The 13,504-nt window shown below is 41.9% G+C and carries 12 protein-coding genes; 6 read left to right on the forward strand and 6 right to left on the reverse strand.

What is annotated here, in order from left to right:
- Positions 1 to 545 precede the first annotated feature (545 nt).
- A complete protein-coding gene (gene caiF / locus PSF09_RS14730; RefSeq protein ID WP_004914580.1) occupies positions 546 to 938 on the forward strand; it encodes a carnitine metabolism transcriptional regulator CaiF in 393 nt (130 codons plus the stop codon).
- A gap of 78 nt (positions 939 to 1,016) precedes the next feature.
- On the opposite strand, the gene caiE is transcribed toward caiF, so the two are convergent.
- From caiE to caiT, 6 genes are all read right to left on the reverse strand, one after another.
- The gene (caiE, locus tag PSF09_RS14735; RefSeq protein ID WP_210840191.1) at positions 1,017 to 1,610 is read right to left on the reverse strand and encodes a carnitine operon protein CaiE; all 594 of its coding nucleotides are present in this window, start codon (positions 1,608 to 1,610) and stop codon (positions 1,017 to 1,019) included.
- Between the two features lie 23 nt (positions 1,611 to 1,633).
- On the reverse strand, positions 1,634 to 2,419 hold the full coding sequence (caiD, locus tag PSF09_RS14740; protein ID WP_272684074.1) for a crotonobetainyl-CoA hydratase: 786 nt from the start codon (positions 2,417 to 2,419) through the stop codon (positions 1,634 to 1,636).
- A gap of 88 nt (positions 2,420 to 2,507) precedes the next feature.
- Complete coding sequence (caiC, locus tag PSF09_RS14745) at positions 2,508 to 4,067, reverse strand: crotonobetaine/carnitine-CoA ligase (protein ID WP_272684075.1); 1,560 nt, start codon at positions 4,065 to 4,067, stop codon at positions 2,508 to 2,510.
- A gap of 71 nt (positions 4,068 to 4,138) precedes the next feature.
- Positions 4,139 to 5,359 carry an L-carnitine CoA-transferase gene (gene caiB, locus PSF09_RS14750; RefSeq protein ID WP_272684076.1) on the reverse strand — a complete coding sequence of 407 codons (1,221 nt, stop codon included), beginning with the start codon at positions 5,357 to 5,359 and terminating at the stop codon, positions 4,139 to 4,141.
- Between the two features lie 63 nt (positions 5,360 to 5,422).
- Positions 5,423 to 6,565, reverse strand: coding sequence for a crotonobetainyl-CoA dehydrogenase (caiA, locus tag PSF09_RS14755; RefSeq protein ID WP_004905499.1), 1,143 nt, complete (start codon positions 6,563 to 6,565; stop codon positions 5,423 to 5,425).
- Between the two features lie 34 nt (positions 6,566 to 6,599).
- A complete protein-coding gene (caiT, locus tag PSF09_RS14760; RefSeq protein WP_004914596.1) occupies positions 6,600 to 8,117 on the reverse strand; it encodes an L-carnitine/gamma-butyrobetaine antiporter in 1,518 nt (505 codons plus the stop codon).
- A 511-nt stretch (positions 8,118 to 8,628) separates the two neighbouring features.
- On the opposite strand from caiT, the gene fixA reads away from it, so the two are divergent.
- The 5 genes from fixA to PSF09_RS14785 all read left to right on the forward strand — a co-directional run bounded on the left by fixA (position 8,629) and on the right by PSF09_RS14785 (position 13,382).
- Positions 8,629 to 9,399, forward strand: a complete 771-nt coding sequence (gene fixA / locus PSF09_RS14765) for a putative electron transfer flavoprotein FixA (protein WP_109911882.1) — start codon at positions 8,629 to 8,631, stop codon at positions 9,397 to 9,399.
- 11 nt (positions 9,400 to 9,410) lie between these two features.
- Positions 9,411 to 10,352: an FAD-binding protein gene (locus tag PSF09_RS14770; protein ID WP_272665588.1), complete on the forward strand. Its 942-nt coding sequence runs from the start codon at positions 9,411 to 9,413 to the stop codon at positions 10,350 to 10,352.
- Positions 10,353 to 10,405: 53 nt separating this feature from the next.
- A complete protein-coding gene (gene fixC, locus PSF09_RS14775; RefSeq protein WP_272665589.1) occupies positions 10,406 to 11,692 on the forward strand; it encodes an FAD-dependent oxidoreductase FixC in 1,287 nt (428 codons plus the stop codon).
- Positions 11,689 to 11,976 (forward strand): ferredoxin-like protein FixX, encoded by a 288-nt coding sequence (gene fixX, locus PSF09_RS14780; RefSeq protein WP_004914610.1) that lies wholly within the window; start codon positions 11,689 to 11,691, stop codon positions 11,974 to 11,976. The genes fixC and fixX overlap by 4 nt, the downstream gene beginning before the upstream one ends.
- A gap of 80 nt (positions 11,977 to 12,056) precedes the next feature.
- Positions 12,057 to 13,382 (forward strand): MFS transporter, encoded by a 1,326-nt coding sequence (locus tag PSF09_RS14785; protein ID WP_371032047.1) that lies wholly within the window; start codon positions 12,057 to 12,059, stop codon positions 13,380 to 13,382.
- Positions 13,383 to 13,504 lie beyond the last annotated feature (122 nt).

Consider the following 13,504-nt stretch of genomic DNA (forward strand, 5'->3'; position numbering starts at 1 on the left):
GCAAAGCCAATCACTCTTATTCTCTTTCTTAATATATTAGAAAATTATTTAACTCTTTGTTATTGCTTACTCGCTAATGTTCAATTAAAAAAATCACCCATGTCACATTTTTATTATATTTCAAGATCATTACAATCAAATATAAAACCAAATATAATCAGTTTATCTACAACGATATTCAGTTATTTACCTAAAATCAGAATATAAACAAAACTTTTGTCTTGAATGTAAATTTTCACAATAAAGGCATGCAAATCATTTTGAAATCCATTAATATGAAGTTTGTCACTGTATGACGGCGTAATTTAGGCTCTGAATTATATTCGAAACCTATCATTATGAAATATAAGTTTTTATATTAAAATAATGATAATTAACATTAAAAACGAATATATTATTTTAACAAATTTAACCAGAAGTTAATAATTAATTATTTTGTTTTCTTAATTAACAAACCAGGAAACAAATAAACGCTATTCCAACTACAATTTGCATATAGTTTCTTTTTATTTAGCCAATTTTAATAAATAGATTTGGGAGCGCTTATGTGTGGACAATATATTAATGAACCCTTGTATTTATCTATCGCAAACTGGGTAATGAAACAAGGCCATTGGACTACGGCTAGAGAAATATCTAATCACTTTGATATTCCGCATCCTAATGCTGTCAATATTGTTTCTTATATTTTATCTGATGTTGCTGAAATTCAGTGTGAAGTAAAAATGATCCCCAATAAATTATCGGGACGAGGCTGTCAATGTCAGCGGCTTATTAAAGTTAAGAAAATTGATAACCAGCTTTATGCTCGTTTAAGAAGCCATCAAACTGAAAAAGTCACTATCGATTCCCCAATGAAAGCGGCGTCTATGCCACCAAGTGAATTAAATCGAGAACAAAAATGGCAATGGATGCTATCAAAAGCACAGCGTCGTTAAACTTATTTTTCAGTTTTATACCAATAAAAAACGCAGACTTCACCATCTGCGTTTTTTATTTTACGGCCTTTTAGTGAATTACTGCCCCTTAGGTTTTACATCCGTTGTACCAAATAATTTGGGGCGATTAACTTCAAGCTCTGTCAGCGGTTGGGTTTCCTGTAATTGTTGCTGATATCGGCCTGCTAAATCTTGATATTCTTTCGTATTTAACCGCTTCCAATGCAGTTCTTCATCAGTCACTGAGCGTAAAAAACGAGCAGGACTTCCGACCAACATCTGACGATTTTCGCCTTGAAAACCGGCCTTAACAAAACTCATCGCAGCAACAATACTTTCCTCACCAATCACAGCGCCATCCATAACAACACTGTTCATTCCTACCAAAGCATCACGGCCAATAATGCATCCATGTAAAATAGCTCCGTGACCTATATGCCCACATTCATGGACAATGGTCTCGACATCACTATAGCCATGCATAATGCAGCAGTCCTGAATATTCGCCCCTTTTTCTATGATCAAGCGGCCATAATCCCCACGTAAAGAGGCATTCGGCCCAACGAAAACCCCTTCACCAATAATCACATCACCAATCACTACCGCTGATGGGTGTACATATGCGGTAGGATGAACAACTGGGATAACCCCTTCAAAAGCGTAAAAACTCAAAATTCACCTCGCTGCTAGCTTAACTAGCGCCCTTTCCAACTTGGTGAACGTTTTTCGGAGAATGCCAGTGGGCCTTCTGTTGCATCTTCGGAATGTAAAACTGCAGGGTAGTTTGTCAGTACACCACTGCGCATTAATTTATAACCCTCTTCGACAGTGAGCTCCGCTGTCGCGCGGAAAATTTCTTTTAGGGCAGAGACTGCTAATGGCGCACTTTGCGTAATTTGTTCTGCAAGTTCACGAGCTTTATCCATCAGACTCTCAATAGGCACCACATCGTTAGCAATTCCCCAACGTAAAGCTTCTTGTGCATCCATTCTTCTGCCAGTCATCACCATTTCATTCACGATTGGTGCAGGTAAAATTTTAGGTAAACGTAAAACCCCCCCGCTATCTGGAACAATCCCAAGCTGGGCCTCAGGTAATGCAAAGCTGGCATTTTCAGAACAAATTATCATATCTGCCGCTAAAGCCAGTTCAAAACCGCCACCAAATGCATATCCATTCACCGCCGCAATAACAGGTTTGTTTAGATTAAAAATTTCAGTCAAACCGGCAAAACCACCTGGACCAAAGTCAGCATCAGGGGCTTCACCTTCTGCCGCCGATTTTAAGTCCCAGCCGGCAGAGAAAAATCGCTCTCCTGCCCCTGTAATAATTGCAACACGCAACGAAGGGTCATCGCGAAAGTTAAGGAAAACTTCCCCCATTTTGAAACTGGTTTTTGCATCTATTGCATTGGCTTTAGGTCTATCGAGTATGATTTCTAAAATAGCGCCATTTCGGGTAATTTTTAATGATTCGCTCATAATATAATCCTTTCTTCGTCGTGCAGTGATGCTTCAGGTTGCAGGTATGCAACCCGAAAATGTATGCAAAATTAATCAAGTTTGTCGATTATTGCAGATGTTTTTTCAATACTTTTCCAGAGCAGTTACGCGGTAAATCTTTACGTACCTCAACACATGTTGGCACCTTAAATTTCGCCATTTGTTTTTCACAAAAAGCAAAGAACTCTTCCTGAGTTAAAGTCTCCCCTTCTTCAAGCACAATAAAGGCTTTAATCGCTTCATCTCGGATATCATCCGCAACGCCGATCACTGCTACATCCACAATGGCAGGGTGTGAGGCGATAATATTTTCGATTTCACTGCAAGAAACATTTTCCCCACCGCGTTTGATCATATTGCTGCTTCTATCGACAAAATAGAAAAAGCCGTCTTCGTCTTGGTAGGCAAAGTCCCCCGTGTGCATCCATCCCGCTTCATCAAAGGTTTTTGCTGTCGCCTCAGGGTTGTTGTAATACTCTTTAAAAAGGGTTTTACCACGCTCACCTTTCACACAGAGCTCACCAATAATCCCCGTAGCAACACGTTGGTTATTTCTGTCCCGAATTTGTGCCTGATAACAAAAACCCGGGCGACCAATGGACGGCCAGCGACGCATATCACCAGGCCGGTCACCAATCAAACCAACAATAGTCTCCGTCATCCCATACGAAGTTAAAAACCGCTTCACCCCAAACCGGGCCATAAACTGGTCGCGTTCCTCTTCACTTAAATTGAGGTAAAACATCGCTTCTCGTAAACAATGCTCTTTTTCGTTATCCGCCAGCGGCTGGCTTAACAATGTGCGGATCATCATGGGGATAAGTTCGATGACAGTCGCTTTGTATTTCACCACTTGTTGCCAAAAACGGCGTGCGCTGTATTTCTCTAATAACACAAACGTCGCACCGACAGAGAATGCAGCCATAGAAGCTGTACATTGGCAGTCAATATGAAAAGCAGGCATGACCGTTAAATAAATATCATCAGAACGTAAGCTGTTTTGCCAAGAAGAGTAATAACCGGCAAAGCGGAGGTTATAGTGGGTAATAATTACCCCTTTAGGCTTCGAGGTGGTTCCAGAGGTAAATAAAATCTCGGCCGTATCATCGACACTCAATTCAACAAATTGAGTCAATTGCGTATGTTGTTGTGACTGTTCAAACCAAAAGTCAGAAATATGCTCTACGGGTTCAATTTGCGTATCTGCAATCAAAAAAATATGTTCTAAGCTTGTCGCTTCATCAGCGAATACTTGTTGATAAATATCTAAGAAAGAGGAACGAGTGACTACCATTTTGGGTTGGCAGTTCTGCATGATCCAAGCACTTTCATTGTATTTATAACGCGCATTAATCGGGACCATAATCGCCCCAATTTTAGCCAAGCCAAACCAGCAAAAGAAAAATTCCGGGCAATTATCTAAATGTAAAGCCACTTTATCGCCTTTTTGAATGCCATAGGCTAAAAAGAGATTGGCGGTGCGATTAATGTGCTGATTCATTTCTAAATAGCTGAACTTGCTAGTCTTTCCATCGCAGGATTCAAAGATAAGCGCCTGGCTGTTTCCATGGGTTAACGCTAAGTCATCCCACATTTGACGCAAATTTTGTTTACCGATTACATCCATTAATTGTTACCCATCATTTCCCTGATGAATACTCAGCTCAATAGTCATCATTGACCTGAGTACCCATTCAATTAATCAACTATTTTGGCTAGCCCTTTATCGACTAACCCCCGAATATCAGTTTCGCTGTATCCAATATTTTTTAAGATATCTGTCGTGTCCATACCGTGTGATGGCATGCCTCGCCAAATTTGTCCGGGGTTATTTTTGAATTTAGGCATGACGTTAGGACCACGGCAGGTTTTTCCTTCCATTGTTTGCCAACTGGTAATAGATTCGCGTGCAATGTATTGAGGATTGGTTTCTAACTCAGGAATAGTAAGGACTTTGGCGCTAGCAATATTCAATTCCGCGAGTCTTGCTAACACTTCATCAATCGAACGTGAACCTAGCCATTCATCGAGTTTTTCTTCAACTAAAGGCCCATAAGGGCATTCCACACGGTGAATTAGCTGTGTGCCTTCCGGTATTTCTGGTGTACCTAACAGATGCGCCAACCCAATATCTTTAAAAATTTCCTGAATTTGCGTGATACCAACAATTTCCATCACGATATAGCCATCATTACAACTATATAGGCCACACCCTGTGTAATAGGGGTCTTTCCCTTTTGTCATACGTGGGCAGACCTCCCCACCATTGAAGTAGTCCATCATGAAGTATTGCCCCATACGCAACATCACTTCATACATGGCAACGTCAATACTTTCACCTTTTCCAGTCTCACGGGCTTTATACAGTGCTGCCAGTGCGGCAGTTGTCGCCGTCATGCCAGAAAAATAGTCTGCTGTGTAGGGGAAAGCCGGCATTGGCTGGTCTTTATCACCGTTTTGAATCAGATAACCACTGAAGGCTTGAGCAATAGTGTTATACGCTGCGAGGTTGGTATATTGCGGGTCTCCGTACTGCCCAAAACCGGATAAGTGTGCAATGACCAGTTTAGGGTTATGTTCCCAAAGTACTTCGTCCGTGATACCACGACGAGCAAATGCAGGGCCTTTACTCGCTTCAATAAAGATATCGGTTGTTTCCATCAGTTTTAGAAACGCGTCACGTCCTTCATCTTTGAAAATATTCAATGATAACGCACGTAAGTTACGCCGTGACAGCTGTGGGTAGTTGGGTTGAACGCGAATAGTGTCTGCCCAAGCGACATTTTCTATCCAGATCACTTCAGCGCCCCATTCTGCAAACATTTGCCCTGCAAATGGGCCAGCAATTTCAATTCCTGAAAATACCACTCTAACCCCAGCTAGAGGGCCAAATTCTGGCATAGGTAGATGCTCTGCCATGTTCTTATCTCCTGTGAAACAGGGTTGGCCTTCTCTTGAAAGCCATCCCATTACGTTCAGTTATTAGCGGTATTGTTTCAGTACGCTACGGCCTAATGTCAGTATTTGCATTTCATCTGAACCACCTGATACGCGATCCACACGAAGGTCACGCCAGAAACGGGCAATCCGGTGCTCACCTGCAATTCCTACACCACCGAGTACTTGCATCGCAGAGTCCACGACTTCAAATGCCGCATTTGCACAGAAGTATTTACACATTGCTGCATCACCAGAGGTGATCAATCCGTTGTCACTCTTCCATGCAGTTTCATATAACATGTTGCGCATTGAATTGAGCTTGATCGCCATATGTGCAAATTTTTCTTGAATTAACTGAAAACGACCAATAGCTTCACCGAATTGAACACGCTGATTAGCGTAACGAGCCGCATCTTCGAACGCACACATCGCTGTACCATAGTTAGTTAATGCCACTAAGAAACGCTCATGGTCGAACTCTTCTTTTACACGGTTAAAACCGTTACCTTCGCGGCCAAACATGTCTTTTTCATCCAGCTCGACATTATCAAAGGTAATTTCACAACAGCTATCCATGCGTAAACCCAGTTTTTCAAGTTTGTTCACCTTGATACCTGGTTTGCTCATATCTAAGAACCATTCGGTGAAAACAGGTTTGTCTGGTGAATCCGCATCGCGACTCATCACCACAATGTATGGAGTGTAAGCACTACTGGTGATAAAACATTTGCTACCGTTCAAATACACTTTGCCATTACGGCGTTGGTAAGTCGTTTGTAAGCTCCCCACGTCAGAGCCCGCACCCGGTTCAGTGATCGCCGAGTTCCACATTTGTTTACCCGTACCACGGAACGCCATGATTTTGTCAATTTGCTCTTGAGTCCCTTCTCTAAGCACCGTATTAAAACCGCCCGGTAATTGGTATAACACATAGGTTGGTGCACCAAGGCGACCCAGCTCCATCCATACTGCAGCAACGGTGATAAACCCTGCATCTAAACCGCCATGTTCTTCTGGGATCAGCAGGTTATCGATTTCCATATCCGCTAAGGCTTTGACAAAGCGTTCAGGATATTTACTGTCGCGATCACATTCGGCGAAATAGCTTTCCCAGTTTTCACTGGCCATCAGTTCACGGATCCCTGCGACAAACAGCTCCTGTTCATCATTCAATCTAAAATCCATATCAATAACCTCTTAAATGTTGTTTTTGAATAAATTAGTCATTTTTCCAATGCACTTTGGCATCTTTAATAAAGGAGAGCGTTACCATGATGTTGACGAAAAAAAGTGGGCATCCTCCGGCAATTATCGCGGTTTGAATTGGTTTCAATCCGCCTAAAGCCAGCAAGACAATGCCGATGACACCGACTAAGACAGACCAACCAATACGCACTAATAACGGTGGCTCATCACCATCTTTAACTGCACGGCAAGTTGACATCGCGAGGGTGTAAGAACACGCGTTGATCAGTGTTACGGTGGCGATAAAGCAGAGGATGAAGAAGCCCCAAATTGTTGCAGTGCTCAAAGGTAAAGCAGCCCATGTTTCAATGATGGCGCGTGCGACGCCGAACTCTTCAATTAGCTTTGGAATATTAATAATGTTTTGGTCTACCAGTTGTAGGGTATTACTGCCTAATATTGTCCAAATTAGCGTAGTTCCTGCCGTCAAACCTGCTACCATGCCGATACACAGCTCACGGACGGTACGGCCTTTAGAGATACGTGCGAGGAAAATACACATTTGGATGGCATAAATTACCCACCACGCCCAATAGAATACGGTCCAACCTTGTGGGAAACCGCCTTTGCCGACTGCATCTGTATAGAACAACATGCGTGGCATATACATCATTAGAACCCCGATAGAATCGGTAAAATAGTTCACAATGAAGCTAGCACCGCCAACAATAAATACCCATCCCAGCATCAAGAAACTCAGGTAGCTACGGACGTCACTGGCAATTTTCACCCCTTTTTGCAAACCAAACGCCACACAAATTGCATTGAGAATAATCCAGCAGAAGATAATGATGGCATCGAGCTCAAGGGTATGAGGAATTCCAAACAGGTATTGAATACATTCGGTAACTAGCGGTGTCGCTAGCCCTAAACTCGTTCCCATTGCTAAAATCAATGCGACCAAGTAGAAGTTATCAATAATGGTTCCAAACCAACCATTTACGTGTTTCTCACCCACTAATGGAACCAGCGTACTACTTGGGCGAATAACATCCATTTTACGAACGAAGAAAAAGTAACCAAATGCGACAGATAAGAAGCTGTAAGTCGCCCATGGGAGCGGTCCCCAGTGGAATAAGCTATAGGCTAACCCGATATTTTTCGCTTCATTTGAATAAGGCTCAAAACCAAATGGAGGCGCAGATACATAGTAGAATATTTCAATCGAACCCCAGAAAAGTACAGCGGCTGAAGTACAAGATGCGAACATCATGAAAATCCAGCTTGCTCGGCTAAACTCAGGTTTTTCTTCCCCTAAGCGCTTCTTCGCATAAGGCCCTAAAATCAACCAAAACCAGCCACCAAACATGACAACCATATACCACTCAAATGCCCAGCCCCACACATTGGTGACATAGCTGAAAACTTGGTTGATAACTTCATTTGACGCATCTAAATCACGAACAGTTAACCAACACAGTAGTCCAACAATGATCAACGGTGGAAAAAAAACCTTCGGTTCTATTCCACCTTTTTTATTTTCTTTGCTCATAGTTCGATCCCAATTTATTATTTAATATATAAGCTTTAAAATAAATATTATTCTCAACACCTAACACTTACATTCATTTAAAACTTATATTTATTATTAAATCCCAACAAACCTAATTAAGTATTAATTCAAATTCTATCCAAATCATCTCTAGTCCCCATAAACAATTCTGTTATAAAGGTCACAATATTATTCGTGATAAATAATTGTTATTAACTTTAATAATTAAAACACCAATAAATACATAGAGATAAAATATTGTGTAACGTTAATGTTATTAAATACCTTCAGTATTGGTGATTCCAGTAGCAATATTGAACATTTCATTGATAACTAGATGATTTTTACAGTATTGGTGAGTAGGGTATCAGTATGAATATTTAAACCCACTTTAATTTAAGGTTTTCAATATTGGTGACTTAGGTTTTATTTTTAAATATCCAGTTCATGATAATTATATAATCCGAAACCGAAACGGATCATATTTATTAATATTATTTTAGGAGATGTAATGAATATTATTACATGCTATAAATCTGTTCCTGATGAACAAGATATTATTGTAAATAGCGCAGATGGTTCTTTAGATTTTTCACGTGCCGATACCAAAATCAGTCAATATGATTTAAATGCAATTGAAACCGCTAATCAAATAAAAGCGCAGCAAGCTGACAGCAAAGTGATTGCGTTAAGTATTGGTGGTAAAGCGCTCACAAATATGAAAGCACGTAAAGATGTGCTATCGCGAGGCCCAGATGAGCTTGTTGTTGTGATTGATGACCAACTTGAGCATGCACTTCCCCATCAAACTGCCATTACCCTTGGTGCAGCAGCACAGAAAGTGGGCTTTGATTTAATTATTTGCGGTGATGGCTCCGCGGATCTCAATGCACAACAAGTGAGCATTTTATTAGGTGAAACGCTGCAAATTCCTGCCATTAATGGTGTGAAAAAAATTGTTTCTATCACAGCTGATACGGTCATTGTAGAACGTGAGCTAGAAGATGAAATTGAAACGCTATCCATGCCATTACCGGCCATTATCGCTGTAACCTCCGACATTAACGTTCCTGTTATTCCTTCAATGAAAGCCATTTTAGGTGCGGCTAAGAAACCTGTTCAAGCTTGGACGATGGCAGATATTGGCTTAGATAACGTTGCCGCATTATCGTCTCAATCTATCGCCGCACCGAAACAAAAAGTCCGCCAGCGGGTCATCATTGAAGGTGATGGCGATGACCAAATTGCGCAATTTGCTGAACATTTAAGAAAAATCATTTAATTGGAGGAGTTATGAGCAAATTATCAACCGTTTGGGTATTTAGTGATATGACTTCTCGCTTACCTGAACTTATCGGTGGTGCCCTCTCGCTTGGTGAGCAAGTGAATGTTTTCGCCCTTGATGAAGCACAAAGCTTACAAGCTTTCCAACTTGGCGCTTCACACGTTTTTCTATTAACAGGTAAACCCGATGACCGCATTATTGAAGACTACGCGGACACGATGGTTTCCACCATCAAACAACAAGGCGACAACGGTTTACTATTATTACCAAACACCCGCAGAGGAAAATTACTCGCAGCACGCTTAGGTGCCAAACTACAAGCGGCTGTTTCCAATGATGCTGCTGCAATCACAATTGAATCTGGAAAACCACTGATTAAACATATGGTTTATGGCGGCTTAGCCTTCGGCCAAGAAACCCTAGATAGCACATTTTCAATTACAACCCTTACCTCTGGTACATTTGAAGCGGCACCGAGTGATGCATCACGTAACGGCGCAGCTCAAGCTACACAATGGGTCGAACCAAAACAATCTATTGTACGTACCTCGATTCAGAAAAAAGCAGGTAGCTCAGTTGAATTAGATAAAGCACGCTTAGTTGTCAGTGTCGGGCGAGGTATTGGTAGCCAAGAAAACATTGCTATCGCCAAAACGCTTGCCGATACCATCGGTGCTGAAATCGCTTGTTCTCGCCCAGTCGCAGAAAATGAAAAATGGATGGAACATGAGCGCTATGTGGGTATTTCTAACTTAATGCTCAAACCTGAACTTTATCTTGCCATCGGCATTTCAGGGCAGATTCAACATATGGTCGGTGCGAATGGCGCACAAACGATCGTCGCTATCAATAAAGATAAAAACGCCCCTATTTTCCAATTTGCAGACTACGGGATCGTTGGCGATTTGTTCAAAATCTTACCTGCGTTAACGCAACAACTGGCGAAATAAACTTAATAACAGTGAGGCATTTTCCTCACTGTTTTAGTGACCTTGGAGAAACTATGTCCGATGATATTTTTGATGCAATCATTGTAGGCGCAGGTCTAGCTGGCTCTGTAGCTGCATTGGTGCTTGCCCGTGAAGGTGCGCAAGTTCTCCTAATCGAAAGAGGAAACTACGCGGGCGGCAAAAACGTAACAGGTGGACGAATGTATGCTCATAGCTTAGAACGCATTATTCCAGGCTTTACCCAAGAAGCACCGCTCGAGCGTATGATCACACGCGAAAAACTGTCATTTATGACCGAAACTGGCGCTGTTACGGTTGATTTCCAAAATGGCTCAGAACAAAGCCCAGATGAAACGTCTTGGTCTGTACTGCGCGGTAAATTAGATCCATGGCTAGTTGAACAAGCCGAAAATGCCGGAGCCCAGTGTATTACAGGTATTCGGGTTGATAAGTTAGTAGAACGCGATGGCAAGGTAGTTGGTGTTGAGGCTGATGGTGATGTACTTGAAGCTAAAGTGGTCATTTTAGCGGATGGCGTCAATTCACTGCTGGCTGAACAACTTGGCATGACTAAACGCGTCAATGCAGAACATGTTGCTGTTGGTGTAAAAGAGCTCATTGAGCTACCAAAAGATGTCCTAGCTAACCGTTTTAACCTTAAAGAAAAAGAGGGTGTTGCTTGGCTATTTGCTGGCTCACCAACCGATGGCTTGATGGGCGGTGGGTTCCTCTATACCAATGAAGACACGATTTCACTCGGCTTAGTTTGTGGCCTACACCACATTAAAGAGGCTAAAAAATCTGTTCCGCAAATGCTTGAAGACTTTAAACAACATCCGGCTGTTGCACCTTTGATTGAAGGTGGAAAAATGGTCGAATATGCCGCGCACGTCGTCCCTGAAGCGGGTTTAAAAATGCAATCAGAACTGGTTCGCGATGGTGTGTTAATCGCGGGCGATGCTGCGGGTATGTGTATGAATTTAGGTTTTACTATTCGTGGTATGGACTTAGCCGTTGCTTCAGGTGAAGCGGCAGCAAAAGCGGTACTTAGCGCAATGAAAACTGACGATTTCAGCAAACAAAATTTAAATCAATACCTCGCACTGCTCAACGAAGGCCCATTACGGGACATGAAAATGTACCAAAAAATGCCTGAGTTTTTGGATAACCCGCGGATGTTTTCTGCTTATCCAGAAATGGCGGTTGGTATTGCAAAAAAACTCTTCACTATTTCAGATGAAGCACCTGTTCCTTTACGTAAGACCATGTTACAACACGCGAAAAAAGTGGGCTTTATGAACTTGCTCAAGGATGGAATTAAAGGAGTCAGAGCAATATGAGTAATCCAGTCAACGTTGATGTCAAACTCGGTATTAATAAATTTAATGTCGATGAAGAAAACCCGCATATTGTGATAAAAGAGCATCCAGATATGAATGTGCTCGATACATTAACTAAAGCTTGCCCTGCGGGATTATATAAAAAACAAGAAGATGGCTCAGTACGTTTCGATTATGCCGGCTGTCTCGAATGTGGAACCTGCCGCATTCTTGGCTTAGATAGTGCATTAGAAAAATGGGAATACCCACGCGGCACTTTTGGTATTGAATTTCGTTACGGCTGAGTTATTTAGCATCGCTCTCGAAGCTAATAACTTCGAGAGTTTTCAAGCGTTTATTTGCGCTGATCAGGGATACATCCATAATGAAACCAAAAAGTTTTGATGATATTCAATTTTCCTCCGTTCACCGACGGATCATGCTGTGGGGTAGCGGTGGGCCTTTTCTGGATGGTTATGTATTAGTCCTGATCGGCGTTGCCTTAGAACAACTCACCCCCGTATTAAGTTTAAGTAGTGACTGGATTGGCTTATTGGGCGCTGCAACCTTGGCGGGCCTGTTCATCGGTACTTCTCTATTTGGCTATATTTGCGACCAAGTCGGTCGTCGTAAAATGTTTTTAATTGATATTGTTGCCATTGGTGCCATTTCAGTCGCGACCATGTTTGTCTCAACACCGATGGAGCTGCTTATCATGCGGTTCTTAATCGGGATTGTAATAGGTGCAGATTACCCAATTGCAACATCAATGATCACCGAATTTTCCAATACCAAACAACGCGCATTTGCTGTCGGGTTTATTGCAGCAATGTGGTATGTCGGTGCCACCTGTGCCAATCTCGTTGGCTATATACTATATGATGTAGAAGATGGCTGGCGCTGGATGCTTGGTAGCTCAGTGATCCCTTGTATTATTATTTTGATTGGTCGTTTTGATTTACCTGAATCACCTCTTTGGCTTATTCGCAAAGGGCGCGTTAAAGAATGTGAAAAAATGATGGAAAAGTTGTTTGGTCAACCCGTGATATTCGAAGCTGAAGAACAACAAAAAACACACTTTCTTCAATTATTCACTAAAAGGCATTTTTCCTTCGTCCTATTCACCGCCATTATTTGGACCTGCCAAGTGATCCCAATGTTTGCAATTTACACTTTTGGACCACAAATTGTTGGGCAGTTGGGGTGGGATCAAGGAAAAAACGCTGCACTCGGTAACGTAGTTATCAGCTTATTCTTTATGCTAGGCTGCTTACCTGCGATGTATTGGCTGAATAAAATGGGACGGCGACCATTATTGATTGGTAGCTTTGCCATTATGACCCTTGCACTTGCCATTCTTGGGTTATTCTCAAACCTTGGTATTTGCCTTGTGATTATCATGTTTGGGATTTACGCTTTTTTCTCAGGGGGACCCGGTATTTTACAATGGCTCTACCCTAACGAACTGTTTCCAACCGATATTCGTGCCTCTGCCGTTGGGGTCATTATGTCCATCAGCCGTATTGGAACCATTTTTTCAACATGGGCATTACCGCTATTTATCACTAAATATGGTGTCAGTTCGGTGGTCTTGATGGGTGCAGGCGTTTCTTTGCTTGGACTGATTGTTTCGATTTTATTTGCCCCAGAAACCAAAGGGTTAACCCTAGCACAAACCTCAGTGATGGGTATCCGGCGTGGAAAGAAGTAAAAGAAGCAAAAGAAGCAAAAGAAGCAAAAGAAGTTACTACGATAAACAATCACATCAAATACGCTAAATAATTCGTGCAGCACCAAGGCAGCAAGAGAAACTAATCCCTAGGAGCATACATA

Source organism: Providencia sp. PROV141 (assembly GCF_028481645.1).
Classification (GTDB): domain Bacteria; phylum Pseudomonadota; class Gammaproteobacteria; order Enterobacterales; family Enterobacteriaceae; genus Providencia; species Providencia rettgeri.